General features: G+C 61.0%; 22 protein-coding genes. 16 read left to right on the plus strand and 6 right to left on the minus strand.

The genetic code is table 11. From position 1 onward, the window contains the following. The first annotated feature begins 130 nt into the window (after positions 1-130). Positions 131-733 carry a cupin domain-containing protein gene (locus SC318_RS14255; RefSeq protein WP_320427292.1) on the plus strand — a complete coding sequence of 201 codons (603 nt, stop codon included), beginning with the start codon at positions 131-133 and terminating at the stop codon, positions 731-733. On the opposite strand, the gene SC318_RS14260 is transcribed toward SC318_RS14255, so the two are convergent. Continuing rightward, positions 727-1,557 carry a pirin family protein gene (locus SC318_RS14260; protein WP_320431237.1) on the minus strand — a complete coding sequence of 277 codons (831 nt, stop codon included), beginning with the start codon at positions 1,555-1,557 and terminating at the stop codon, positions 727-729. The two genes, SC318_RS14255 and SC318_RS14260, sit on opposite strands and share 7 nt — an antisense overlap. Positions 1,558-1,781: 224 nt before the next feature. Then, on the minus strand, positions 1,782-2,174 hold the full coding sequence (locus tag SC318_RS14265; RefSeq protein ID WP_320427293.1) for a DoxX family protein: 393 nt from the start codon (positions 2,172-2,174) through the stop codon (positions 1,782-1,784). 106 nt (positions 2,175-2,280) lie between these two features. Between SC318_RS14265 and SC318_RS14270 the strand changes: the two genes are divergently transcribed. The 7 genes from SC318_RS14270 to SC318_RS14300 all read left to right on the plus strand — a co-directional run bounded on the left by SC318_RS14270 (position 2,281) and on the right by SC318_RS14300 (position 12,227). Further along, entirely contained in the window at positions 2,281-3,156 is an 876-nt protein-coding gene (locus tag SC318_RS14270) for a LysR family transcriptional regulator (protein ID WP_320427294.1), read from the plus strand. A gap of 429 nt (positions 3,157-3,585) precedes the next feature. Further along, positions 3,586-3,972, plus strand: a complete 387-nt coding sequence (locus tag SC318_RS14275; protein WP_320427295.1) for a hypothetical protein — start codon at positions 3,586-3,588, stop codon at positions 3,970-3,972. Positions 3,973-4,110: 138 nt separating this feature from the next. Continuing rightward, complete coding sequence (locus SC318_RS14280) at positions 4,111-5,430, plus strand: SDR family oxidoreductase (RefSeq protein ID WP_320427296.1); 1,320 nt, start codon at positions 4,111-4,113, stop codon at positions 5,428-5,430. 214 nt (positions 5,431-5,644) lie between these two features. Then, positions 5,645-6,883: a multidrug efflux RND transporter periplasmic adaptor subunit MexE gene (mexE, locus tag SC318_RS14285; protein ID WP_306493195.1), complete on the plus strand. Its 1,239-nt coding sequence runs from the start codon at positions 5,645-5,647 to the stop codon at positions 6,881-6,883. Positions 6,884-6,898: 15 nt separating this feature from the next. After that, positions 6,899-10,078, plus strand: a complete 3,180-nt coding sequence (locus SC318_RS14290; protein ID WP_320427297.1) for an efflux RND transporter permease subunit — start codon at positions 6,899-6,901, stop codon at positions 10,076-10,078. Beyond that, positions 10,075-11,490, plus strand: a complete 1,416-nt coding sequence (locus SC318_RS14295; RefSeq protein WP_320427298.1) for an efflux transporter outer membrane subunit — start codon at positions 10,075-10,077, stop codon at positions 11,488-11,490. The genes SC318_RS14290 and SC318_RS14295 overlap by 4 nt, the downstream gene beginning before the upstream one ends. 212 nt (positions 11,491-11,702) lie before the next feature. Further along, positions 11,703-12,227, plus strand: a complete 525-nt coding sequence (locus SC318_RS14300) for a hypothetical protein (RefSeq protein WP_320427299.1) — start codon at positions 11,703-11,705, stop codon at positions 12,225-12,227. 701 nt (positions 12,228-12,928) lie between these two features. On the opposite strand, the gene SC318_RS14305 is transcribed toward SC318_RS14300, so the two are convergent. Then, positions 12,929-13,954 (minus strand): AraC family transcriptional regulator, encoded by a 1,026-nt coding sequence (locus SC318_RS14305; RefSeq protein ID WP_320427300.1) that lies wholly within the window; start codon positions 13,952-13,954, stop codon positions 12,929-12,931. 166 nt (positions 13,955-14,120) lie between these two features. Here SC318_RS14305 and efeU point away from each other — a divergent pair, with 166 nt between their 5' ends. From efeU to efeO (SC318_RS14325), 4 genes are read left to right on the plus strand one after another with little or no spacing between them, the layout of a single operon-like run. Next, a complete protein-coding gene (efeU, locus tag SC318_RS14310) occupies positions 14,121-14,966 on the plus strand; it encodes an iron uptake transporter permease EfeU (protein WP_320427301.1) in 846 nt (281 codons plus the stop codon). 10 nt (positions 14,967-14,976) lie between these two features. Further along, positions 14,977-16,179, plus strand: coding sequence for an iron uptake system protein EfeO (gene efeO / locus SC318_RS14315; RefSeq protein WP_320427302.1), 1,203 nt, complete (start codon positions 14,977-14,979; stop codon positions 16,177-16,179). Positions 16,180-16,193: 14 nt separating this feature from the next. After that, the gene (efeB, locus tag SC318_RS14320; protein WP_320427303.1) at positions 16,194-17,498 is read left to right on the plus strand and encodes an iron uptake transporter deferrochelatase/peroxidase subunit; all 1,305 of its coding nucleotides are present in this window, start codon (positions 16,194-16,196) and stop codon (positions 17,496-17,498) included. A 26-nt stretch (positions 17,499-17,524) separates the two neighbouring features. Then, positions 17,525-18,343, plus strand: a complete 819-nt coding sequence (gene efeO, locus SC318_RS14325) for an iron uptake system protein EfeO (RefSeq protein ID WP_320427304.1) — start codon at positions 17,525-17,527, stop codon at positions 18,341-18,343. 191 nt (positions 18,344-18,534) lie between these two features. Here the strand turns inward: efeO (SC318_RS14325) and pssA are convergent, their stop codons facing one another. Then, a complete protein-coding gene (pssA, locus tag SC318_RS14330; protein WP_320427305.1) occupies positions 18,535-19,878 on the minus strand; it encodes a CDP-diacylglycerol--serine O-phosphatidyltransferase in 1,344 nt (447 codons plus the stop codon). A gap of 125 nt (positions 19,879-20,003) precedes the next feature. Here pssA and SC318_RS14335 point away from each other — a divergent pair, with 125 nt between their 5' ends. Both SC318_RS14335 and SC318_RS14340 read left to right on the plus strand, forming a co-directional pair. Further along, the gene (locus SC318_RS14335; protein WP_320427306.1) at positions 20,004-20,567 is read left to right on the plus strand and encodes a TetR/AcrR family transcriptional regulator; all 564 of its coding nucleotides are present in this window, start codon (positions 20,004-20,006) and stop codon (positions 20,565-20,567) included. A gap of 42 nt (positions 20,568-20,609) precedes the next feature. Further along, a complete protein-coding gene (locus SC318_RS14340; protein ID WP_320427307.1) occupies positions 20,610-21,089 on the plus strand; it encodes a nuclear transport factor 2 family protein in 480 nt (159 codons plus the stop codon). A 122-nt stretch (positions 21,090-21,211) separates the two neighbouring features. On the opposite strand, the gene SC318_RS14345 is transcribed toward SC318_RS14340, so the two are convergent. Beyond that, positions 21,212-22,369, minus strand: coding sequence for a PQQ-dependent sugar dehydrogenase (locus tag SC318_RS14345; protein WP_320427308.1), 1,158 nt, complete (start codon positions 22,367-22,369; stop codon positions 21,212-21,214). Positions 22,370-22,380: 11 nt separating this feature from the next. Further along, the gene (locus SC318_RS14350; protein ID WP_320427309.1) at positions 22,381-22,695 is read right to left on the minus strand and encodes a hypothetical protein; all 315 of its coding nucleotides are present in this window, start codon (positions 22,693-22,695) and stop codon (positions 22,381-22,383) included. 182 nt (positions 22,696-22,877) lie between these two features. Between SC318_RS14350 and SC318_RS14355 the strand changes: the two genes are divergently transcribed. Then, complete coding sequence (locus SC318_RS14355; protein WP_320427310.1) at positions 22,878-23,717, plus strand: non-homologous end joining protein Ku; 840 nt, start codon at positions 22,878-22,880, stop codon at positions 23,715-23,717. A 24-nt stretch (positions 23,718-23,741) separates the two neighbouring features. After that, on the plus strand, positions 23,742-26,273 hold the full coding sequence (gene ligD, locus SC318_RS14360) for a DNA ligase D (protein ID WP_320427311.1): 2,532 nt from the start codon (positions 23,742-23,744) through the stop codon (positions 26,271-26,273). Positions 26,274-26,282 lie beyond the last annotated feature (9 nt).

Genomic DNA, 26,282 nt, shown 5'->3' on the forward strand with positions numbered 1-26,282 from the left:
TTCATGCTAGTCAGCGACGATCAGCAAAGTCAATATAATGACCAATACCATCCAATATAACGAACAAGTGGATTGACGGAGCTGCTGATAAAGGCCGAAAATCCCGACACATTTTTTACGATCCTTACCAATGACCCTCCATTCCAGCCTCTCGACTACCCCTGGCGCTGATGCTCAAGCCGTCAGCCTGGCCGTTGCGCGCACGCTCAAACAGGCGCGCAAAGCCCAGAAGATCACGTTGGATGAGCTTTCCCGGCGCGCTGGCGTGAGCAAAGGCATGATCGTCGAAATAGAAAAATGTACCGCGAATCCCAGCATCGGCATCCTTTGCAAACTCGCCGCCGCGCTGGGCCTGTCCGTTGCAGACATCGTCAATGTGACCGAAGCCCCATCGGCCCATATCATCGACAGTCAAGACATCCCCACGCTCTGGACCGGGAGTCTGGGAGGCACAGCGCGGCTTCTGGCTGGAACGTCCGGCCCTGATATGATCGAGCTGTGGCGTTGGGAAATGCACCCAGGTGAATCCTTTGCTTCACAGGGGCATCCTCAGGGCACGCTCGAGCTGTTTCATGTGGAAAAAGGCACGCTCAAATGCGTGGTCGGGGAAACGGAGCTGGTCATCCCGGCGGGGAGTTCGGCAGTGGCCAAAACCGATGTTCCCCATGCCTATTCCAACCCTGGCAGATCCAAGCTGGTATTCACGATGTCCGTGACGGAGATGCATCAGTAGCCGGGCGAACCCGCTTGGCCTGGTCCAAATATCGGCACCGTTCCAGATTTTGTGCGCCGATCCCCTGCCTCCTTCAACTGGCGCCCAAGCTCACCAATGCGCTTTTCGCCCTTTATCAGGGCCTGCTCGCTCGTATGGACCGAGTAGTAACCCAGATGCAGTTCATAGGGGTGTGGCACCGCCGATCCCAACACCAGTACCGCACCCTCGCCGTCTGAGGCTTGGACGGTAATAGGTGCCTCACCCCGTTCAAACTGCACCATGTCGCCGGCTACCACCCGCACCCCGGCCATTGCGGCCCCACGGGCGAGCGCAAGCCAGCCGACGGTATGGCCTTCGGGCGGCTGATAGGTCCAGCGTTCGCCGGCGCGCAGCGTTACCAGCAGGTAGTTGACGCCAGCGGGCGCAGGCACGGGACTGGCTACGCCCGCGTGAACACCCAGAATGACATGAGCCGGCCCGACGGAGCGCATGCCGTCAACTTCAATGTAACGGCTCTGTGGCTGGGCATTCTCGACATCGCGGGGTAACGCCAGCCAGAGCTGAAAACCCTGCACGCGTGTCACATCGGCAGGAGGCGACATTTCCTTACCATGCCAGACGCCGCCCCCGGCACTCATCCACTCCACACCGCCATAACCAATCGTCCCGGTGCCGGCGCCCGGATCGTCAAAATCAAGCCGCCCCTGGGTGAGCACCGTGACCGTGGCGATCCCTGAGTGCGGGTGGATCGGCATTCCTCCGCTGGCGACCATCGCGTGCAGGTCTGCCTGATCCATATCGAAAAGGTCGAGGAACACAAAGGGTTTGAGTGCCTGCCCCAGATCGGACGGGCTCATCAACCTGACGATGGGGCCGTGACCCTGGCCGCGCGTGAGGTGTTCAACACGCCGGGGCACAGCCGCGACGCTGCTGTCAGTGCTCAGGGCAGACGTGGGCAACCAGGTCACGTTTGTATCGAGGGGCGTTTTCATCGTGACTGACTCCGAGGCAGGAATTGAACAACGGAGCCACCTGACTGGCGTGCTCCTTGATTGGCGCAATCGGATCAAGCCTGTTGCGAGCGACGCGCATCCAGACTGAAAGCCGCGGCGCCGGCCACGCAAACCTGAAGCAGGCCGCCGGCAATGGCCAGGTTCTTGAGAAAATGCACGGCCTGGTTCTGATCGGCAAAATCGTGATGGAACAAAATCGCCGCCATCACCGTGAATACGGCCAGCACCGAAGCGGTGAGTCGCGCCTGCAAACCGAGCAGTAACAACAACCCACCGCCGATCTCGACCACCAGTGCAACTGCATAGAGCACGCCAGGCAGCGGCAGGCCTACCGAGGCGATATAGGCTTTGGTGGCTGCCGCCGCACCCAGTTTGGACAGGCCGCTTGCGAGAAACAGCAGAGCAAGCAGAACGCGACCCAAGGCCGCAATTGAAGGTTTACACATGATGTTGATACCCAGTGAGTGAAATTCAGGAACATAGGTTATTGTTCCTGAATCCGTTCCACTAGGCCCACACTTTGCACCACCGAGTTCCGCAAGGAGGAACGCTATGCACTTAGAAGATCTGCGTACATTCGTTGAAGTCGCAGACACCGGTGGCGTTGCCCCAGGGGCCCGGCGGCTGGGCATCGCCAAATCAATTGTGAGTCGCCGACTGGCCCGTCTGGAGGGGGCATTGGGTGTGCAACTGCTCTCGCGCAGCACAAGAGGCTCGGTGCTCACCGAAGAGGGCATGACCTTTCGCGAACACGCCAGACGTGTGATCGTGGAACTGGACGCAGCGCAACAGACATTCTCGCCGCAAGGTGAGGTACGCGGCCTGCTGCGGATCGCTGCGCCGTTGTCATTTGGTGCCTCTCAGCTGGCCCCCGTGTTCGCGGAACTCGCTAAGCGTCAGCCTTCACTGCAGATGGATACCTCCTACAGCGATCGGGTCGTCGACTTGGTCAATGAAGGGTTTGATTGTGCCGTGAGGCTAGGTTTCCTCTCGGATTCGAACCTGGTAGCACGACGAATCTGCACATTCAAAGGGCGACTGGTGGCCAGTCCCGACTATCTGGCGACCCACGGCATACCGCAAACCATAGAGGACCTTTCACATCATCAAGCCGTGGCCAAGAAGGGCGAAACCTGGCCATTAACGGACGGTGGCAACATCGTTATCGTACGCCCGCGCGCACGCTTTATTGCTGACAGCGGCGAGGCCATATTGGCAGGCGCCTTGGCCGGCCTGGGCGTGGCTGCCCTCCCCGACTTCCTGACTGACTCGCATGTCCTGGCGGGCAATCTGACGCCGTTGTTGGCCGAGTACCCTGCGTCTGAAGCCGGGATATACGTAGTGGGACCGCCGGGCGCATTTTCGTCACGCAAGGTACGCGCGCTGATTGAGATCCTGATCGAACACTTTGGCGATCGGGCGACGTGAGCGCTGTGACGCGCTCCTTGCGGGCACGGTAACGCTCACCCATCACACCAGAGCCGGCTCGGCATCGAGGAACGCCTGGCAGATCGGGTATCGCGCCGTCACTGACTCGAGCGAATTCAACAGGAAGACTGGGCCCGTCCTGAAACCATTGCGTAGCCAACGGCAATGTGTCCGGTTTCCAGATCAACGATCCCCATCCCAGGCATGCTATTTCCATGATTTTATCCTAAGGCTTTGCCTGCACTGTCTCGGCATTGCAAAAGTGCCATTCGTCGAAGCTTTGGCAGATGTTTAAAACTTAAATTCCCGACTCCGCCTCCCATTTTGTATGGGTCGACACGTTCGATGCCCAGACATACCGCTCCATTGCGTCCGACCTGAAGCATCCATAGATCCCGTTCAAAACACCTTACAGGCGAGGAAGTCTCTATGAAATCTCCACTGCTAAAAGCGTTGATGATAGCCGGCGTGCTGTGCGCATCCGGCACACCGGTATTGGCCGCCAACTCCGGCAGCACCACCGGAACCGGCGGTACGTCGTCCTCTGCCGGCGCAAGCGATGCCGGCTCTGCCTTACCTCCTGGAACTGGGCCGACTGCGCCTGAGGGCGGCAGTGGCACAGGCACCAGCGGCAATGGCACCGCACCCGACAGTGGAAGCGGCGGCAGCGGCCAAGGGGGCGGCACCAGCGGCGGTAGCGGTGGTAGCGGTGGTAGCGGTGGTGGGAGCAGCGGCGGTAGCGGGAGTGGCGGCTCAGGCTCCGGCGGCTCGGGTGGCTCGGGTGGCTCGGGTGGCTCCGGTGGCTCCGGTGGCTAAACAGGCTTGAAGCGCGGCGCCCAGACAGCGCATGGGGCTCTCGAGGTCCCATGCGCTGCACGTTTCTCTCGGCCATTTGGACTGAACAACCCTTTGAGCCGGCGTTTTATCGCAACACACATGATGGAGGATGTGGTGATGATCGAATCTGCAACCGGAATGAAGCCCGGCGAGCGCTATGCCGTGCATAACCTGGAGCGAACGCACAACTTTGGTGGCTTTTTCCTCGATGGAAAATATTACCTGAGCCCGGAATTGATGACCGCGGTCGGGTGGCTGGACGGCCAGACATTTTTTTACGACGAACTCGATGCCGCGGGCGAGCCGGTTTTTCCGGATCGGGTCGCCGGCATTGTCGATGATCTGACCCTGGTATTGAACGATGGCGCGCGCCTGAAGCTGTACGAGCAGCCCGTGCAGGTTCAGGCGGCAGAGGACCGGCCCGAGGCCCCGCCTGCGAAGAGCAATGTCAGCGGTCAGTTGCACGGCAAGACGGTCGTGATCACCGGTGCCTCCAGTGGGATCGGCCGCGCCGCGGCGCATGCCTTCGCCAGGCAAGGCACGCGCCTGGTCCTTGCAGCCCGGGACGACGTCGCCCTGGCCGAGGTCGTCGAAGAATGCGCCTTGTACGGCGCCGAGGCGGTTGCCGTCAGGACCGACGTCACCCAGGCGGACCAGATGAGGGCTCTGGCGTCTGAGGCGGCAGCGTTTGGCCATGGCCGCATCGACATCTGGATCAACAACGCCGGCGTGGGCGCCGTGGGCCGATTCGAAGACACGCCGCTGGAAGTTCATGAGCAAGTGCTGCAGACAGACTTGCTGGGTTACCTGCGCGGAGCCTACGTGGCGTGGCCGTATTTCAAGGCACAAAAAGCCGGCATCCTGATCAACACCCTGTCACTTGGCAGTTGGGTAGCCCAACCCTACGCCGTCGCTTATTGCGCGAGCAAATATGGCCTGCGCGGCTTCAGCGAAGCGTTACGCGCGGAGTTGACCGGATTGCCGGATATTCACGTGTGCGACATTTACCCGGCCGTGATGGACACACCCGGCTTTCGCGACGGCGGCAACTTTACCGGCCACGCGCTGAAGCCGCCGCCACCGGTATACGACCCTCGTCTTGTGGCTGAAGCGATGGTTGCCTGCGCGCTGCAACCGCGCAAAAGCACCACCGTGGGCCGCGCCGCCACCGCCGCGCGAATCGCGCATTGGCTGGTGCCAGGCTTTGCGCAGCTGTCCGGCTGGGTGACCCGCTTCGCGCTCGGTCGCAGCCCTCAAGCCGCTACCTCGTCAGGCAACCTGTTTACACCTCCAACGGGGCAACGCCGAGTCGACGGTGGATGGCGCCAAGACGCTCGACCTGCCCGTTATCTGCTGGTCGCCGCGGGTGCCGCGCTGTTGGTGGGTGGCGTTGCGATTGCGCGCAGCTATCATTCGAACGGCAAACGTCAATCGTGACCGGTCTCGTACAGGGGAGTCGTGGGAAACGCTCCCCTGCCCGCCCGCGACATTACTCAAATTGATAGCACCCTAACGAAACCCCCCGTCCTGCGGGGCTTTGCGCTCGCTTATATCATTCCGAATGATAGTTACCTTCGCTTCATTCGATTCGTGACATACCGCCTCCCCGCGCATGATCCGCCCATCTCAAATACATTGGCGGATGCACCTCATGGAACAGTCACTCAAACATTTGCGCTTCCCCCTGGCGATTCTGGCCGTGGTGGTGATGAGCGCGTGCGGCAAGACCCCGGACCAGGCGGCCGCCATGCCTGCTGCCAAAGTCAGCGTGGCCAAGGTGCTCGAGCAACCGGTGAACGAGTGGGATGAATTCACCGGGCGCCTGGAAGCGCCGGAAACCGTACAGATTCGTCCACGCGTGTCGGGCCAGATTGACCAAGTCGCTTTCACCGAAGGCGCTTTGGTCAAGAAAGGCGACCTGCTGTTCCAGATCGACCCGCGTCCATTCCAGGCTGAAGTTCGCCGCCTCGAAGCCCAGCTTGCTCAAACCAAAGCCGCCGCCACCCGCAGCGATAACGAAGCGCAACGTGGTGATCGCCTGCGCCAGAGCAATGCGATCTCCGCCGAGCTGGCCGACTCGCGCACCACCGCCGCCCAGGAAGCCCGTGCCGCAGTGGCCGGCATCCAGGCGCAGTTGGACCTGGCCAAGTTGAACCTTAGCTTCACCCGCGTGACCGCGCCGATCAGCGGCCGCGTCAGCCGCGCCGAGATCACCGCCGGCAACCTGGTGACCGCCGACACCACCGCGCTGACCAGCGTGGTGTCCACCGACAAAGTCTATGCCTACTTCGACGCCGATGAGCGCGTGTTCCTCAAGTACACCGAACTCGCCCGCCAGGGGCGCCGTGGCGCGACCACTCCGGTGTACCTGGGCCTGTCGAATGAAACCGGCAACCCGCACCTGGGCCAGATGAACTTCATCGACAACCAGGTCAACCCGGCCACCGGCACCATTCGCGGGCGCGCCGTGTTCGACAACAGCAAGGGCGAATACACCCCTGGCCTGTACGCCCGCCTGAAGCTGGTGGGCAGCGGCACCTACTCCGCCGTACTGATCAACGACGAAGCCGTGGGCACCGACCTGGGCAAGAAGTTCGTGCTGGTGATGGAAGGCGACAAGCCGGCCTATCGCGCCGTGGAACTGGGCCCGAAGATCGAAGGTTTGCGCATCGTGCGCAGCGGCCTGAACAAGGACGACACCATTATCGTCAAGGGCCTGCAGCGCGTGCGTCCAGGCTCGCCGGTCGCGCCGGAAACCATCCCGATGGCCAGCCAGGAAACCCTCGCCGCCTTGGCCCAACAACGACAAGCGCTTGAAGCCAGCAACCTGGAGCAAGTGGCGCCGGAAAAAACCGCGCCCAAGCTCGCCAGCGCGACTCCACGCGGTTAAGGGATACGACTCAAGATGAATTTTTCCAAGTTCTTCATTTCGCGGCCGATCTTCGCAGCGGTGCTGTCGCTGCTGATCCTGATTGCCGGTGCGATCTCGCTGTTCCAGCTGCCCATCAGCGAATACCCGGAAGTGGTGCCACCGACCGTGGTGGTCCGCGCCAACTTCCCCGGTGCCAACCCGAAAGTGATTGGCGAAACCGTGGCGGCGCCGCTGGAGCAAGCCATCACCGGCGTCGAGAACATGTTGTACATGTCTTCGCAGTCGACCGCCGACGGCAAGCTCACCCTGACCATCACCTTCGCCCTGGGCACCGACCTGGACAACGCGCAGGTGCAGGTGCAAAACCGCGTGACACGCACTCAGCCAAAACTGCCTGAGGAAGTGACGCGCATCGGTATCACCGTGGACAAGGCCTCTCCCGACCTGACCATGGTGGTGCACTTGACTTCCCCGGATCAGCGTTACGACATGCTGTACCTGTCCAATTACGCGATCCTCAATATCAAGGATGAGCTGGCTCGCCTGGGTGGCGTCGGCGATGTGCAGCTGTTCGGCATGGGCGACTACTCCCTGCGCGTCTGGCTGGACCCGAACAAGACCGCCTCACGCAACCTGACCGCCACCGATGTGGTCACGGCGATCCGTGAGCAGAACCGTCAGGTGGCAGCCGGTGCCTTGGGCGCACAGCCTGCACCGAGTGACACCAGCTTCCAGTTGTCGGTGAACACTCAAGGCCGCCTGGTCACCGAGGAAGAGTTCGAGAACATTGTGATTCGCGCCGGCGCCAACGGTGAGATCACCCGCCTCAAGGACATCGCCCGGGTCGAATTGGGTTCCAGCCAATACGCACTGCGCTCGCTGATCGATAACCAACCCGCCGTCGCGATTCCGATTTTCCAGCGTCCAGGCTCCAACGCCATCGACATCTCCAACGATGTGCGCAGCAAGATGGCCGAGCTGAAAAAGAACTTCCCGGCGGGCATGGATTACCGCATCGCCTATGACCCCACCATCTTCGTACGCGGCTCCATCGAAGCGGTGGTGCACACCCTGTTCGAAGCGCTGATCCTCGTGGTACTGGTGGTGATTCTGTTCCTGCAGACCTGGCGCGCCTCGATCATCCCGTTGGTGGCGGTGCCGGTATCGCTGATCGGTACGTTTGCGGTGATGCACCTGTTCGGGTTCTCACTCAACGCGCTGTCGTTGTTCGGCCTGGTACTGGCCATCGGCATCGTGGTGGACGACGCCATCGTGGTGGTGGAGAACGTCGAACGTAATATCGAGTTGGGCCTGGAACCGTTCCCGGCCACTGAAAAGGCCATGAGTGAAGTGACCGGCCCGATCATCGCCACGGCGCTGGTGCTGTGTGCGGTGTTCATCCCGGCCGCCTTCATCAGCGGCTTGACCGGCCAGTTCTACAAACAGTTCGCCCTGACCATTGCGATCTCGACCGTGATCTCGGCGTTCAACTCGCTGACGCTGTCCCCTGCCCTCGCCGCCGTGCTGCTGCGTGGTCACGATGCGCCGAAGGATCGCTTCTCAAGGTTCCTCGACAAACTGTTCGGCGGCTGGCTGTTCCGTCCCTTCAACCGCTTTTTCGAAAAAGCCAGCCATGGCTACGTGGGTACCGTGCGCCGAGTGATACGCGGCAGCGGTATCGCCCTGTTCGTGTACGCCGGCCTGATGGTGCTGACCTTCTTCGGCTTTGCCCACACCCCGACCGGTTTCGTGCCGGCCCAGGACAAGCAATACCTGGTGGCCTTCGCCCAGTTGCCCGACGCCGCGAGCCTGGACCGCACTGAAAATGTGATGAAACGCATGTCGGAGATTGCCCTGAAGCAACCCGGCGTGGAAGCCGCGATTGCCTTCCCAGGCCTGTCGATCAACGGGTTCACCAACAGCCCGAACAGCGGCATCGTGTTCGTGACCTTGAAACCCTTCGATGAGCGCAAAGACCCGAGCATGTCCGCCGGGGCGATTGCCGGCGCACTGAACGGCCAATACAGCAACATCGAAGAAGCCTACATGGCGATCTTCCCGCCGCCGCCGGTACAAGGCCTGGGCACTATCGGCGGGTTCCGCCTGCAGATCGAAGACCGTGGCAACCTCGGCTATGACGAGCTGTATAAAGAAGTGCAGAACGTCATCGCCAAGAGCCACAACGTGCCTGAGCTGTTCGGTCTGTTCACCAGCTACACGGTCAACGTGCCGCAAGTCGACGCTGCCATCGACCGTGAAAAGGCCAAGACCCACGGCGTGGCGATCAGCGACATCTTCGACACGCTGCAGGTCTACCTGGGCTCGTTGTATGCCAACGACTTCAACCGTTTTGGGCGCACCTATCAGGTCAACGTGCAGGCCGAGCAGCAGTTCCGCCAGGACTCCGATCAGATCGGTCAGCTGAAAGTGCGCAACAACAAAGGCGAGATGATCCCGCTGGCGACCTTCATCAAGGTCAGCGACACCTCGGGCCCGGACCGCGTGATGCACTACAACGGCTTTATCACCGCTGAAATCAACGGCAACGCCGCACCGGGCTACAGCTCGGGCCAGGCCCAGGCCGCGATTGAGAAGCTGCTCAAGGATGAACTGCCCAACGGCATGACCTACGAGTGGACCGACCTGACCTATCAGCAAATCCTCTCGGGCAACACCGCGCTGTTCGTGTTCCCGCTCTGCGTACTGCTGGCATTCCTGGTACTGGCCGCCCAATACGAAAGCTGGAGCCTGCCATTGGCGGTGATCCTGATCGTACCGATGACGCTGCTGTCGGCCATCACCGGGGTGATCATCTCCGGCGGCGACAACAACATCTTTACCCAGATCGGCCTGATCGTACTGGTGGGCCTGGCGTGCAAGAACGCGATTCTGATCGTCGAGTTCGCCAAGGATAAACAGCAGGAAGGCCTCGACCCGCTCGCCGCGGTACTGGAAGCCTGCCGCCTGCGTCTGCGGCCGATCCTGATGACCTCGTTCGCCTTCATCATGGGCGTGGTGCCTCTGGTGCTGTCCAGCGGTGCCGGTGCCGAGATGCGTCATGCGATGGGCGTGGCGGTGTTCTCCGGGATGATCGGGGTGACCTTCTTCGGTCTGTTGCTGACACCGGTGTTCTACGTACTGATCCGGCGCTATGTGGAGCGCCAGGAGGCGCGCAAAGCGGCCAAGGCCTTGAAGCTGGAGACACAGCAATGAGCGTGAAAGTATTCCTGCCGAGCCTGCTGGTACTGGCGCTGAGCGCCTGTGCCGTAGGCCCGGACTACCAAACCCAGACCCCGGAGGCGGCCAATATCACGGCCGCTGCCGATGCCAAGCAATATGACCATGCCAAGTTCGAAGGTATCTGGTGGCAGCAGTTCGAGGACCCGACCCTCAACCAGCTGGTCACCCAGTCGCTGCAAGGTAACCGCGACCTGCGCGTAGCCTTTGCCCGTCTGCGGGCGGCGCGGGCCATTCGTGATGACGCCAGCAATGACGCCATGCCGACGATTACCAGTCGCGCCAGCAGTGACCTGGCCAAGGGGCAAATCCCCGGCCAGACCACCAAGCGGGTGAACAGCGAGCGTTACGACCTGGGCCTGGACATGGCCTGGGAACTGGACCTGTTCGGCCGCATCCAGCGCAACCTGGAAGCCACCGACGCCGACCAGCAGGCCGCCGAGGCTGACTTGTACCAGTTGCAAGTCACCCTGATCGCGGAACTGGTGGACGCCTATGGCCAACTGCGTGGCGCGCAACTGCGTGAACGCATTGCCCTGGACAACCTGAAGAACCAGCAGGAATCGCGCGCCATCACCGTCAGCCTGCGCGATGCCGGTGTGGGTGATCAGCTCGATGTGGAACGGGCCGATGCACGCCTGGCGTCGGTGGAAGCCAGCGTGCCGCAACTGCAGGCCGAGCAAGTGCGCGAGCGTAACCGCATCGCCACCCTCCTCGGCCAGCGTCCCGACAAACTCAGCGTGGACCTGAGCCCGAAAGACCTGCCGGCAATTGCCAAGGCGCTGCCGATTGGCGACCCGGGGCAACTGCTGCAACGGCGCCCGGACATCCTCAGCGCCGAACGCAAACTGGCCGCCGCCACCGCGCGGATCGGCGTGGCCAAGGCCGACCTGTTCCCACGGGTCAGCCTCAGTGGCTTCCTCGGCTTCACCGCCGGGCGCGGTTCGCAGATCGGCTCATCCGCCGCCAATGCCTGGGCCCTTGGCCCGAGCATCACCTGGGCCGCCTTTGACCTGGGCAGCGTGCGCGCCCGTCTGCGCGGCGCGGATGCCGAGGCCGACGGCGCCCTGGCCAGTTATGAGCAGCAAGTGTTGCTGGCCCTGGAAGAATCCGAAAACGCCTTCAGCGACTACGGCAAGCGCCAGCAACGCCTGGTCTCGCTGATCCGCCAAAGCGAATCCAGCCGCGCCGCCGCCGACCTGGCTGCAATCCGCTACCGCGAAGGCACCGTGGACTTCCTGGTCCTGCTCGACGCCCAGCGTGAGCGCCTGGCCGCCGAAGACTCCCAGGCCCAGGCAGAAGTGGACTTGTATCGCGGCATCGTCGCGATCTACAAGGCGCTGGGCGGTGGCTGGCAGCCGGATACGGTGGTCGCTAGCGCCAAGTGATGTGAAGAGCTCCTTTGGTTGGTCGCATCCAGCCAATTTTTAGCCCTGTGATCGGTTCGGTCATGGGGCTTTTTTTTGGCTTGGGTTAATGAACAACATTTTTATGTCGGCAATCCTTATCTGTCAGAAACTTCCCAAATATCCAAATGAATTCAATGTGCGTCGCAGGGGGTCGATAACAGAATGTACTTTTACTGTATATGGAGACGAGCATGGACATGAGAGTGACCATACCCAACGTAATTTCCCAGCAGACGAATGCATTCGTAATCAAGAACCCGGAGAAGATAACGAATACGTTCACTATCAGTGAAGAGTCCAAAGCAATTGACGAACTGCGAATGTGGCAGCAAGGCCAGCTGGCAGACTTGAAAGCGTTTTTAAAAAACTACGACATGACGTCAATCAGCACCGATGAGCTTAAACAGGTTGGGAGGCGATTGTTCGATAGCAAAATTATCGATGAACAGGCTTTTCGTATGTTTATATCTGGAGACGGCGCGTCCGATGCCGAAGGTCGGCAAACGAATACGCATGTGAAATTCAACGCTATTGCTCTGTTCGACGAAAAACTTGATGACTACCTTGGATTTGTGAAAAGCAGACCTGATGTTGCACGCTCGCAAGGTATCCCAGAGTATATACAGGGAATGGTGGATGCTAACCGTGCGATTAACGCACTCGCGTATTTTGCACATTCTTCAAAAGATGACTTGTCGGTAGAGGAGCTTGCCTGATTTGAAATCATGCGGCACGGCTGCAGTGTGCCAGAGAGCCCTGACACACTGCCGTCCTTGCTACTCAGCGTCCGTATCTGGCAGTACCCGAATAAGGCTTGGGTTGAGCATCCGGGTTGTATACCCTCACTCGATATGTGCCTAAAGGTCCCAGCCAAGATGTACGAGGCGACAGGGGGTTAGCTGCTACCGTTCGCCAGGAAGAACCTACTTCTTGCTCAATGGAAATTTGCGGGGCTCTTCCTGCGCCACCGGGTGAAATCATTGCCTCGATATTTGCATTGGAGCACCCATTACTGCTCGTTATGGTGAACGGTCCATGGGCGGTAGTTTCGGCTTCTGGTTCTATCGTGCCGCTAAAGCTTTCAGAGATATTCAGGCACAGTGCCGATGTCTGAGCGGACACCAATATCAATGCCGCGAAAGGTAATGCAATAAAACTGCTCATAAGCTCACCTACGTAGGTTGATTAACACCTCGACGTGTACGGCTTACTCAATATTGATGTCCGGCTCATTATTGCCAGTCATCACAGCGACATCAGGATGTAATTTGCAAAGAATCACGAAGTAAGACCGTGGTTGAAACGGTGCACGATCTTTTGCACCACGTATGCCAGTCGCATCCTAAAGACTAGAAGGACCGCTCCGTCATACCAAGCAGTAGGAATTAGTCAGTTATTTCCTAGTCCCGCACCAGTGTTATGTCTCCGGCGTTATTTCATTCAAAATCAAACTCCGATAATGCCCCGGATTCGACCCGCTCCACTTACGAAACGCCTTATAAAACGAACTCGTATCGGCAAACCCCAACCGCTCGGCAATCTGCGCAAAGCTGATCTGCGGCTCCGCCAGCCACACTATCGCCAACTCCTTGCGCACGCTGTCCTTGAGCCCTTGATACGTCTGGCCCTCTTCCGCCAGGCGGCGGCGCAAGGTGGACGCAGAGATGCACAGCGTGGTCGCCAGGCCTTCGGTCTCAGGCCAGGTGTTGGGCGGCATCTGGCGCAGGTCATGCTTGATACGGCTGGCAAGGCTTTGCGGGTCGCGGTATTTGACCAGGATATTGGCCGGCGCCTGGCTGAGGAAACGTTGCAGTTCCTGTGGGGTTCGTTTGATCGGCAGATCCAGGCATTCGGCGGAAAAGATCATGCGGGTGCGTGGCCGATCGAAGCGCAGATTGTCTGAAAACATCACCTGGTAATCATCACAAAAATCCGGCCGTGCGCAGCGCAGTTCGATGGCCAGGATCGGGATGCGCCGCCCCGCCAGCCAGCAGGCGACGCCGTGAACGATCATCCAATAGGTGAAATAGGTGAACGCGCGCTTGGCCTCGGGCTCAGGCTCGAGCAACACGATTTCCGCCAGGCTTTGTTGGCGTACCAATTGGGCAGGCATGCGCTCGAGCATCAGCGACAGGAAATCCAGACCGGTTTCCAGGCCGGCCACCAGGCTGGGCTGTGCCAGCGCGGCGCGACACAAAAACGCGAGGCTGCCGGATTTGAGCTTGCGCGGGTCCATGCCGAAGAATTCATCGTCCAGACGTCGCGCCAGCAAGCGCCACAACCGCGCATAAGCCGTGGCGGCTACGCGCGCGCTGGGCTGTTCCAGCAACAGCGGGTCAATTCCGACTTTGCTCAACGCCTCAACGGTGGCCGCTCCCGGCGCGCAGCTCTGCAACAGCGCTTCGCGTACGAGGTGAATGGAGATGGTGTCTTTTTCCGACATGGGGTGTTGCTCGATCCGGCTGCGGTTTATGGCCTGCATGATAAGGGCGGTTGCCCTTCGCCACCACCGTTCAGCCCAGGTTCAGCAAAGGTCAATATTTCTTGTTTAGCAATGAGTATCATTATGTTACAACTTAGCTTCCTATCTAGTTACGCCCTGGTGCCCGATGCTCGTTCCTTTTTTAATCATGCTGCGCGAAGGCATTGAAGCGGCGTTGATCGTCGGGATCATCGCCAGCTACCTGCAACAGACCGGGCGCGGCCAGTGGATGCCTGCTGTGTGGATCGGCGTGTTTCTCGCCGCTGCGCTGGCCCTGCTGGTGGGCGGTGGCCTGGAACTGGTCAGCGCCGAGTTCCCGCAAAAGCAGCAGGAACTGTTCGAAGGCATTGTCGGGCTGGTCGCAGTGGGCATCCTCAGTTCCATGGTGTTCTGGATGCGCAAGGTGGCGCGGTCGATCAAGCACTCCCTGCATCAATCCCTGGACCACGCATTGGCCGGTTCCAGGCATCAGGTGACCGCGCTGATCCTGATGGTGTTTTTCGCTGTGGCCCGTGAAGGCCTGGAAACCGTGTTCTTCCTGCTCGCGGTGTTCCAGCAGAGCGAAGGCCCAGGCGCACCGATAGGCGCCCTGCTCGGCCTGATTCTGGCGATCATCGTCGGCTTCCTCATTTACACCGGCAGCATGCGCCTGAACCTCGCTGCGTTTTTCCGCTGGACTGGCCTGTTCATCCTCGTGGTGGCCGCCGGCATCCTCGCCAACTCGGTGCAAGCCCTGCACGAAGCGGGCGTATGGAACCACCTGCAAACCGTGCTGTTCGACTTCAGCGCCGCGCTGCCCATGGACAGCCCGCTGGGTTCGGTACTCGCCGGCATGTTCGGCTATCAGGAAGCACCGACCGTCAGCACCCTGGGCGCCTACCTGATTTATCTGGTGGTGGCCCTGGTGATGTTCTTCCTGCCCGCCGCGCCGCCCAAGCCGGCTGCCGCACCTTCTTCCGTTTCCAGCCAGTAAGGACCGTACCTTGTCCAACCCAACCCCTCAACCGGCTTCGCCACCCCGCGCCCTGCGCTGGGCAGTGGCTGGCTCGGTGGTCGTGATGATCGCCGCCGGTGGCCTGTTCTATTACGCCTCGCAACTGGCGGCCAGCAAGCGCCAGGCCAACCATGATGAAATCGGGGTGACCATTCATGGCCACGCCTGTGAACCAAACGAACTGACGGTACCCGCCGGCCGTGCGAGTTTTCGCATCATCAACCGCTCCGACCGCGCGGTGGAATGGGAAATCCTTGATGGCGTTCTGGTCGTCGAAGAGCGGGAAAATATCGCGCCGGGCCTGAGCCAGGTGATCAACGCCAACCTGCTGCCCGGCGACTACGCGATCACCTGCGGCCTGCTGAGCAACCCGCGTGGCACCTTGCATGTCACGCCCACTGCACAGTCCGACGCCCAAGCCAAGGCCAAGCCGTCGATGGTGGCGTTTATCGGGCCGCTGTCGGAGTTCCGGGTTTACCTGAGCAGCCAAGGCAGTGCACTGGTCAAGGCAGTCACCGCGCTGCAACAGGCGATCGATGCCGGCGATCTCGCCCAGGCCCAGGCCCTGTATGTGCCGGCTCGCGAAGCCTACCAACGTTTGGCGCCGGCAGCGCAACGCCTGGCTGAGCTGGACAACGCGATCAATGCGCGCGCCGATTACTTCGAAAAACGTGAGCAGGATCCGGCCTTCAGTGGCTTCCACCGCCTGGAATACAGCCTGTTCCAGCAGCGCAGCCTCGACGGCCTGGCGCCGATTGCCCAGCGTCTGCTGACAGACGTCACCACCCTCAAGCAACAACTGCTCGCCCAATCGCTGCCACCGGAGCAACTGGTGAGCATCGTGGTGCGCAACCTCAACAGCCTGGCGGATGGTCGCGCCGTTAGCGGTGAAGAGGAACGCTACAGCCACATCGACCTTAACGGTTTCGCCGCCAACCTGGAGGTTGCACACAAGGTCGTCGAGCTGATGCGGCCGCTGTTGACCAAGTCCGCTGCCGACCTGCTGCCTGAAGTCGACAGCGCCCTCGCCGCCTTCGATGCCGAACTCAAGGGCTTGAAGGCCGACCAGGGCTATGCCACCTATGACCGCGTGACCGCCGATCAGCGTAAGCAGATCAGCGAAAAGGCCAAGGCACTGGCCGCCGCACTCGATGGAATCGACCCCGCCCTTGGCCTTTCCGGCCTGCAGTGAAGACGACCGCACACATGAGTGATTCAGCACAATTTGACCTCCAACGCCGCCGTGTCCTGCTGGGCATGGCCGCCACGGGTGCGGCCATTGCCGGCAGCACCCTGACCTGCCCGGCCATGGCGGCCGCCGCCGAACAAGTCACCACCGCGCCGCGCAGTGACAAGACCCAGGACCACCAGGCGTTTTTCGGCAAGCACCAAAGCGGTATCGTCACCCCGCGTCCGGCCTGCGGCATGGTCGTGGCATTCGACGTGCTGGCCAGCGACCGTGACGACCTGGAGCGCCTGTTTCGCATCTTGAACGAACGCATCGCCTTCCTGATGACCGGCGGCACCGTGCCGCAAGTCGACCCGAAACTGCCGCCCACCGACTCCGGCATCCTAGGCCCCGTGGTCACGCCGGATAACCTGACCATCACCGTCTCGGTGGGTGAGTCACTGTTCGATGAGCGCTTCGGCCTCGGCGCTGCCAAACCCAAGCGCCTGATTCGCATGGTCGGCTTCCCCAACGATGCGCTGGAACCGGCGCAGTGCCATGGTGACCTGAGCCTGCAGTTCAGCTCCAACACCCCGGACACCAATATCCACGCGCTGCGCGACATCGTGAAGAACCTGCCTGACCTGCTGCTGGTGCGCTGGAAACAGGAAGGCAGCGTGCCGCCCCAGGCGCCGGCCAAACCCGGTGAGCCGGCACAAAGTGCGCGCAACTTTTTGGGCTTTCGCGACGGTTCGGCCAACCCCGACTCCAACGACGCTACGGCCATGGACCGGATCGTCTGGGTCCAGAGCGGCAGCGACGAACCCGCTTGGGCCGCCCATGGCAGTTACCAGGCCGTGCGCATCATCCGCAACTTTGTGGAGCGCTGGGACCGCACCCCACTGCAGGAGCAGGAAAGCATCATCGGCCGCGTCAAACCCACCGGGGCGCCGATGGATGGCACCCGCGAATCCCAGGTCCCGGACTACAGCAAGGACCCGGAAGGCAAATTGACCAAGCTCGATGCGCACATCCGCCTGGCCAACCCGCGCACCCCGCAGACCCAGGCCAACCTGATCCTGCGCCGGCCGTTCAACTACTCCAACGGCGTCAACAAGAACGGTCAGCTGGACATGGGGCTGTTGTTCATTTGCTACCAGGCTGACCTGGAGAAAGGCTTTATCAGCGTGCAGACCCGGCTCAACGGTGAGCCCCTGGAGGAATACCTCAAGCCCGTCGGCGGCGGCTATTTCTTCACCTTGCCGGGGGTCACGGGGCCTGATGACTTCATCGGGCGCACGCTGCTTGCGGCAACGCACCCTCACACCACTGCCCATACCTAAAACAAACTCAGAGCGGATACCGTCCCATGAAGAAGTCGACCCTCGCGTTGTCGTTGCTGATGACCCTTTCACCGCTGGCCGCCTTTGCCGCCACGGCGCCACTGGACCTGGTAGGTCCGGTGTCGGACTACAAGATCTACGTCACCGAAGAGATCGGTGAATTGGTCACCCAAACCCAGGCCTTCACCGCCGCGGTGAAAAAAGGCGACCTGGCCACCGCCAAGAAGCTCTATGCGCCGACCCGTGTGCACTATGAGTCCATCGAGCCGATCGCCGAGCTGTTCAGCGACCTCGACGCCTCTATCGATTCGCGTGTCGACGATCACGAAAAAGGCGTGAAGGCCGAAGACTTCACTGGCTTTCACCGCATCGAGTACAGCCTGTTCTCGGAGAACACCACCCAGGGCCTGGACGCCCTCGCCGACAAGCTCAACAGCGACGTGCTGGACCTGAAAACCCGGGTGGACGGCCTGACCTTCCCACCGGAAAAAGTCGTAGGAGGTGCCGCAGCACTGCTTGAAGAAGTTGCCGCGACCAAGATTTCCGGCGAAGAAGACCGCTACAGCCACACCGACTTGTACGACTTCCAGGGCAACATCGACGGCGCGAAGAAAATCGTCGACCTGTTCCGTGGCCAGATCGACCAACAAGACAAGGGGTTTCTGGCCAAGGTCGACAAGAACTTCGCCACCGTGGACAAGATCCTGGCCAAGTACAAGACCGCGGACGGTGGCTTTGAGACCTACGACAAGGTCAAGGATAACGACCGCAAGGCCCTGGTGGGTCCGGTCAATACCCTGGCTGAAGACCTGTCGATGCTGCGCGGCAAGCTGGGCCTGAACTAAGCCCGCACAAAAAACACCCAGGCCCTGATGCCAATCAGTTAGAGCTTTTTGTAGGAGCGAGCTTGCTCGCGAAGAACTAAAGGTCTCCGCGTTTATCCAGAATGAACGCGTTGCCTGGACGTTTTTCGCGAGCAAGCTCGCTCCTACAGTGAATCCCTTTCGGCGCCTGGGTGTTTTTTTGCCAGGTGGTTTTACAGAATCCGGTAGAGCAGCCGCTCGATGCGGACCCGGCTGACCCGGCGCAAAAACTTGCCCACCGCCGCCGGGTAGTCCGCCAGGGTCTGCAAGTGCTGGTAGCCGGCAATGCACGTGGTGTGCTGGAAAATATGCGCAAGCTCTTGCGCACGCGGCGCCAACCATTCGCCCTTGGGGTCGTCGATCAGCAAGGCGTTTTCCAGGTCGAGGCGGAACGCTCTGGGGTTGAGGTTGTTGCCGGTCAGCAAGGTGTAGCGCTCGTCCACCCACATGCCTTTAAGGTGATAGCTGTTATCGCCGTCATGCCACAGGTGCAGGTTCAGCTGGCCGCTGTCGATCATCGGCTGATGGCGCTTGGCAAAGCGACGCAGGCTGATTTCATACAGATAAGGCAACGCGGCGATCACCTTGAAGGGTTCGCTGGGCGGAATGTAGAAATCGTTGGCGGTCTTGTCGCCGACGATGATGTCGATCTTCACCCCGCGCGCCAGGGCGCGGTTGATCTCCCGAGTCACCGGCAGCGGCAGGTTGAAGTACGGCGTACAGATGGTCAGTTGCTGCTGGGCGCTGGCGATCAGCTCCAGGATGACCCGGCTGAGCGGGTTGTTCTTGCCCACGCCAAGTAATGGGCTGACTTGCAGCTGCCCATTGGGCAACTGCCCGGCGCTGGTGTCATACGCCGCATGCTTGAGGCGGCTGCGCAGGTCGCCGATGTCGTTGCGCAGGCTGCGGGTGGTGGGCGGGTTGGGCAGGTCGAGGCGATGCACCGCCTTGGACGCTATCAGGCCATGCTCCACGAGGTGCTGCATGGAATCGGCCAGCACCTGGCTGTGGATCAGGTGATAACGGTCGAAGCGGTATTTGTCGAACTTGTGCAGGTACACGTTGTTCAGGCTGGCGCCGCTGTAGACCACCGTGTCATCGATCACAAAGCCCTTGAGGTGCAATACGCCAAACAGCTCGCGGGTTTGCACCGGCACGCCATACACCGGCACTTCACTGGCGTGGCTCTGGGTCATGGCCTGGTACCAGGCGCTGTTGCCGGGCTGTTTGCCGGCGCCAATCAAGCCACGCTGGGCGCGCAACCAGTCCACCATCACCACGATCTCCAACGCCGGTCGCGCAGCCTTGGCGGCGTGCAGTGCGTCGTAAATCTCCTGCCCCGCTTCGTCCTGCTGCAAGTACAACGCAACGATGTAGATGCGCCGGGTAGCCTGGGAGATTTTCTCCAGCAGGCAGCGACGATAGGCATCGGCGCTGGGCAGCACCTCGATGGCATCGGCAGACAGTGGGAAACCGCGCAATTTGGGCAACAGGGAGCGTTTGAAGAACGACGGCATAAGGCTCGCAATGGGTCGAATCCGAAGAGGCCCAGAGCTTACACCATGGGGGGACTCAGGTCTCGTCACCGCGCACGGAAAAATACCCGTTGACCAAGAAGAATGATCGTTCTACTTTAGTAAGCATGAACGAAATCACAAACAACGAAACCCGCGACATTATTCTCGACGTGACCGAGAAGCTGATTTATCGGCACGGCATCGCTGCCACCGGCATGGACCTGCTGGTAAAAACCGCGGGTGTCTCGCGAAAAAGCATCTATCGCTATTTCACCAACAAGGATGAGCTGGTGATCGCTGCCCTGCAGCGACGCGACGAACGCTGGATGCGCTGGCTGCGTACTGAAGTTGAGCGCCGTGAAGACAGCGGCGAACGCCTGCTGGCGCTGTTCAGCGCCCTGAAAAGCTGGTTCGGCTCGGCGGACTTTCGTGGCTGCGCCTTTATCAATACCAGCGGCGAAACCGGCGATGCGCGCTCCCCGGTCCGCCTGCTGGCCAAGGCTCACAAGCAAAAACTGTTCGAGTACGCACTTGAACTGTGTCACGCACATGGCACTCCCGACCCGCAGCGCCAGGCCGCACAGCTGCTGATCCTGATCGATGGCGCCATCACCGTTGCCCTGGTGATGGGCGATACAACGTCTGCCGATAACGCGCAAGCGATGGCGCGCACGCTGTTGGGGCTTTGAACAACTTTCGCTGCACTTTCATGACTTTTCAGGAGCCGCTTTATGTCATCCAACGCAGAAGTACGCCCGCCGCTGCCACCCTTTACCCGCGAGTCGGCCATCGAAAAAGTGCGCCTGGCCGAAGACGGCTGGAACTCCCGTGACCCACAGCGGGTTTCACTGGCCTATACGCTGGACACCCAGTGGCGCAACCGCGCCGAGTTCGCCCATAACCGCGAAGAAGCCAAGGGTTTTCTCACGCGCAAATGGGCCAAAGAGCTGGATTACCGACTGATCAAGGAGTTGTGGGCGTTCACTGGCAACCGCATCGCCGTGCGCTATGCCTACGAATGGCACGATGATTCCGGCAACTGGTTTCGTTCGTACGGCAATGAAAACTGGGAGTTCGACGATAACGGCCTGATGGCCAACCGTTTTGCGTGCATCAACGACCTGCCAATCAAGGAAAGCGAACGCAAGTTCCACTGGCCGCTGGGGCGCCGCCCGGATGATCATCCGGGCTTGTCCGACCTGGGCCTGTAACCCCGAAGGATCGTCCCCACGCTCCGCGTGGGGATGCCTCCAAGGACGCTCCGCGTCCCGCCAGTGCACGCGTGACGCCGAGCCTCAGGGGCTGCACTCCCAAGCGAGAGCGCGGCGGTTACTCAGTCCTGGTTCAGCCCAACGCGATACAGCACCCCATCGTCCTCATCCGTCAGCACATACAGATAGCCATCCGGCCCTTGCCGCACATCGCGAATCCGCGCTTTCAAGTCACCCAGCAAGCGCTCCTCATGCACGACCTTGTCGCCATCGAACTGCAACCGAATCAGCTCCTTGCTGGCCAACGCGCCGATAAACAGGTTGTGCTGCCATGCCTTGAAACGATCGGCGTCGTAGAACGCCATGCCGCTGATCCCCGGTGATTTCTCCCACACGTGGTGCGGCGCCACCGTGCCTTCGGCCGTCTTGCCCTTGGCCTCGGGAATCGGCGTGAGGGAGTAGTTGATGCCATGGGTCGCCAACGGCCAGCCGTAATTCTTGCCACGCTCGATGATGTTGATTTCATCACCGCCACGTGGTCCATGTTCGTTTTCCCAGATCGTGCCACTCCACGGGTTCAACGCCAGCCCCTGGGGGTTACGTTGGCCGTAGGACCAGATCTCGGGACGTACCCCTGGCTGACCGACAAAGGGGTTATCGTCGGGCACGCGGCCATCCGGATAAATGCGCACCACTTTGCCTTGAAGCTTGTCCAGGTCCTGGGCCGTGGGCCGCACATTGTTTTCGCCCAGGGTCACGAACAGGTAGCCGTCACGGTCAAACGCCAGGCGCGAGCCGAAGTGATTGCCGGTGGACAGCTTCGGTTCCTGGCGCAGGATGACCTGAAAATCCTTCAGGCCGCTCAAGTCATCAGCCAAGCGCCCTCGCCCCACGGCGGTTCCGGCCTTGCCGTCCTCGCCGCCGCCTTCGGCGTACGCCAGGTACACCATGCGGTCCTGCTTGAAGTCGGGTGACAGCACCACGTCAAGCAAACCGCCCTGCCCCTTGGCCCACACCTGCGGCACGCCCGTCAACGGCGCGGAAAGCTTGCCGTCAGGGCTGACGAAGCGCAGATGGCCGGGTAGCTCGGTCACCAGAAAGCCTTGCTTGTCCGGCAGGAATGCCACCGCCCAGGGGTGATTCAAACCCTTGGCAATCGGCGTGGCCGTGATGCTGCCTTGCTCACTGGGAAATTGCCGGGCATCAGCGGCGTGAACCGCCGCCAATGGCAGCAGCGCGGTTGCACAAATAGCGGCTAGCAGGGTTTTGCGTAGAAACATAAGACGGATCCTTACCGGCGATTGCCGTTGGCATCATAGGTGGGAGCTTTGGTTTCGGGGGTCGGGCGACTGGGCGCGGCGTCGCGCTGGGGATAGCTGTTGCCGATGCCGCGGTTTTCCACGGTAGGCCGGGGGTTGGTCGGCGCGGTCTGAATACCGCGAACGGCCGGCGCATTGGGCTGGGTGCCCTGCATGCTGTTGGGGTTGGCCCGGTGAATAGGGCTGTTATTGGTGTCGTAACGCCCCGGCAGGGTTTGCGCCTGGACCAGGGGAACCAGGGCCAGGCCCAACGCCAGCGCTGCAAGATGACGCACATAACGATTCATGACGATGCCTCTCTTTGCCGAGTACACGTGCTTTCGATAACACGCTACCTCAGGGGTTCGTATGACGACATTAAATAGTTTCTCATCAGGTGTAACACGATCTGTCCGAGTATCCGCTCGCCGAAACTTTTGCCCAGACCCACGAGTCACCAGAACACAGGCTTATTTTAGGAGACGTACTTATGCCCCGGGCAATCTGGAAAGGCGCCATCAGTTTCGGCTTGGTTCACATCCCGGTGTCGCTGGTGTCGGCCACCTCTTCCCAAGGCGTCGACTTCGACTGGCTGGACAAACGCAGCATGGACCCGGTGGGCTACAAGCGCATCAACAAGACCACGGGCAAGGAAATAACCAAGGAAAATATCGTCAAGGGTGTCGCCTTTGAAAAAGGCCGCTACGTGGTGCTCAGCGAGGATGAAATCCGCTCAGCCCACCCCAAGTCGACCCAGACCGTCGAAATCATCGCCTTCGTCGACAGCGACCAGATCCCCCTGCAGAACATCGACACGCCCTACTTCCTCGCCCCGGACAAACGCGGCGGCAAAGTCTATGCGCTACTGCGCGAAGCCCTGAAAAAAACCGGCAAGGTCGCCCTGGCCAATGTGGTGTTGCACACCAAGCAGCACCTGGCCGCGTTGATGCCGCTGGAGTCGGCGCTGGTGCTGGTGATGCTGCGCTGGCCCGCCGAGGTGCGCAGCCTGGACGCGCTGGAACTGGGCGAGGATGTGATCAAACCGACCCTGGCCAAGGGTGAGCTGGACATGGCCAAGCGCCTGGTGGAAGACATGAGCGCCGACTGGCAACCCGATGAATACCGCGACACCTTCCAGGAAAAGATCATGGCCCTGGTGGAGAAAAAGGCCAAGGAAGGCAAGATCGAAGACGTGGAATCGACCGAGGGCAGCGAAGAGCGCAAGTCCGCCGATGTGATCGACCTGACGGAACTGCTCAAGCGCAGCTTGGCGGGCAAACCTGCGGCAAAGAAAGCCCCCGCGAAAAAATCCAACAAAAAGGCTTCTTGAGTCGGCCATTGGCTGGAGAACGACATGGCAAAGCCCCTGAGCGAGTACAACCGCAAACGCGACTTCGGCATCACCGCCGAGCCCGCCGGCGAGTCACCTGCTTCCAAACGCAAAGCCTCGGCCCTGAGCTTTGTGATCCAGAAGCACGATGCGCGTAACCTCCACTATGACTTTCGCCTGGAACTGGATGGCGTACTGTTGAGCTGGGCGGTGCCCAAAGGCCCAAGCCTGGACCCGAGCCAGAAGCGCCTGGCGGTCCACGTCGAGGACCATCCCCTGAGTTACGGCGGCTTTGAGGGCAGTATCCCGGCCGGCCAATACGGCGCCGGGGATGTCATCGTGTGGGACCGCGGCATCTGGCAACCCCACGACGACCCGCACAAGGCCTATGCGGCCGGCAAACTCAAGTTCAGCCTGATCGGCGAAAAACTCTCCGGCGACTGGACCCTGGTGCGCACCCGGCTCAGGGGCAGCGGCGACAAGGAGCAATGGCTGCTGATCAAGGAAAAGGACCAGCAGGCACGGCCCAGCGCCGAATACGATATCGTCCAGGCCGAACCTGCCAGCGTGCTCAGCGATGCCGTAGTCGGCAAACCCAAACCCAAGGCCAAGGCCAAAACGCCCGCCAAAACCAAAGCAGCCCCCAAGGCCACCACGCGCAAGCAGGCCGCCGCCGTGCCCGAGCTGTTTCCTCCGCAACTGGCGACCCTGGTTGACCGTGCACCTGAAGGTGATTGGCTATACGAAATCAAGTTCGACGGTTACCGCATCATGGCGCGCATCCGCGACGGCGAGGTGCGCCTGTTCACCCGCAATGGGCATGACTGGACCGAGCGCCTGCCGCGCCAGGCCAAAGCCCTGGAAGCGCTCAAGCTCAAGGACAGTTGGCTCGATGGCGAAGTGGTCAGCCTCAACGGCGACGGGTTGCCGGATTTCCAGGCGTTGCAGAATGCCTTCGACATCGGCCGCAGCCTCGACATCGTTTACTACTTGTTCGATGCGCCCTTCCTGAACGGCCGCGATCAGCGGGAAGATCCGGTTGAAGACCGTCGCGCCGCACTCAAATCGGCGCTGTCGGCCAGCAAGAGCAAGCTGCTGCGCTTTTCCGAAGCCTTTGCCGCCAACCACCGTGACATTTTCGAAAGCGCCTGCGACCTGGCGTTGGAAGGCGTGATTGGCAAGCGTGCCGGCAGCCCCTACGTCTCCCGTCGCAGCGCTGACTGGATCAAGCTCAAATGCCGCTTGCGCCAGGAATTCGTGATCGTCGGTTACACCCGCCCCCAGGGTTCACGCACCGGGTTCGGCGCACTGCTGCTGGCGGTCAACGACGATACCGGGCTGGTATACGCCGGGCGCGTGGGCACCGGCTTCGACCAGGCCTCGCTCAAGTCCATCTACGCCCAACTCACGGCGCTTGAGCGCAAAGACTCGCCCTTGCAAAAGCCGTTGACCAGCGCTCAGGCGCGAGGCGTGCACTGGGTCGAGCCGAGCCTGGTCGGTGAAGTGCAATTTGCTGAATGGACCCGCGAAGGCGTGGTACGCCAGGCGGCGTTTGTGGGCATGCGTACCGACAAACCGGCTGAGCAGATCATTCACGAACTGCCGCGCACGGCCAAATCGGTCAAGGCGCCCAAGGCGAAAAAAACCGAGAAGGACGCAAAACCCGTGAAATCCACGAAAATCACCCACCCTGATCGCGTGATCGATGCGCAGAGCGGCACGCAAAAGCAGCAACTGGCGCAGTTCTACACCGACATCAGCCCCTGGATCCTGCCCTTCCTGCGCAACCGGCCCGTCTCACTGCTCAGGGCGCCGGAGGGCATCGAAGGCGAGCAGTTCTTCCAGAAGCACGTCGAACGCATGACGATCCCGCACATCAAGCAACTGGACCAGGCGCTGGATCCCAGCCATGCGCGCCTGATGGAAATAGACTCCACGGATGCATTGGTCGGCGCCGTGCAGATGGGCACGGTCGAGCTGCACACCTGGGGCGCCACCACCGACAAGATCGACACCCCGGACCTGTTCGTGCTCGACCTCGACCCGGACCCCGCCTTGCCCTGGAAGTCCATGCTGGAAGCGGCGCAACTGACCCTGTCGGTGCTGGACGAACTGGGCCTGCAAGCCTTCGCCAAAACCAGCGGTGGCAAAGGCCTGCACCTGATCGTACCGCTGGCGCGGCGAGATAACTGGGACAGCGTCAAAGCCTTCGCCAAAGCCATCGCCGAATTCATGACCCGCCAGTTGCCCGAGCGCTTTACCGCCACCAGCGGCCCGAAAAACCGCGTGGGCAAAATCTTCATCGACTATCTGCGTAACAGTCGGGGCGCCAGCACCGTTGCGGCTTACTCCGTGCGTGCGCGACCAGGCCTGCCGGTTTCGGTACCGGTCAGTCGGGACGAGTTGAGTGGGTTGCGCGGTGCCCAGCAATGGACCGTAGCCAACCTGCATGAACGTTTGCAGGATTTAAAGGACGACCCCTGGGCCGGTTACGCCAATCGGCAGAAGATCAGCAAGCGGATGTGGGACAAGCTGGGCGCGAAGCCACCGAAGTGATTCGCGCCC

Source organism: Pseudomonas sp. MUP55, from assembly GCF_034043515.1.
In the GTDB taxonomy this organism is placed as follows: Bacteria; Pseudomonadota; Gammaproteobacteria; order Pseudomonadales; family Pseudomonadaceae; genus Aquipseudomonas.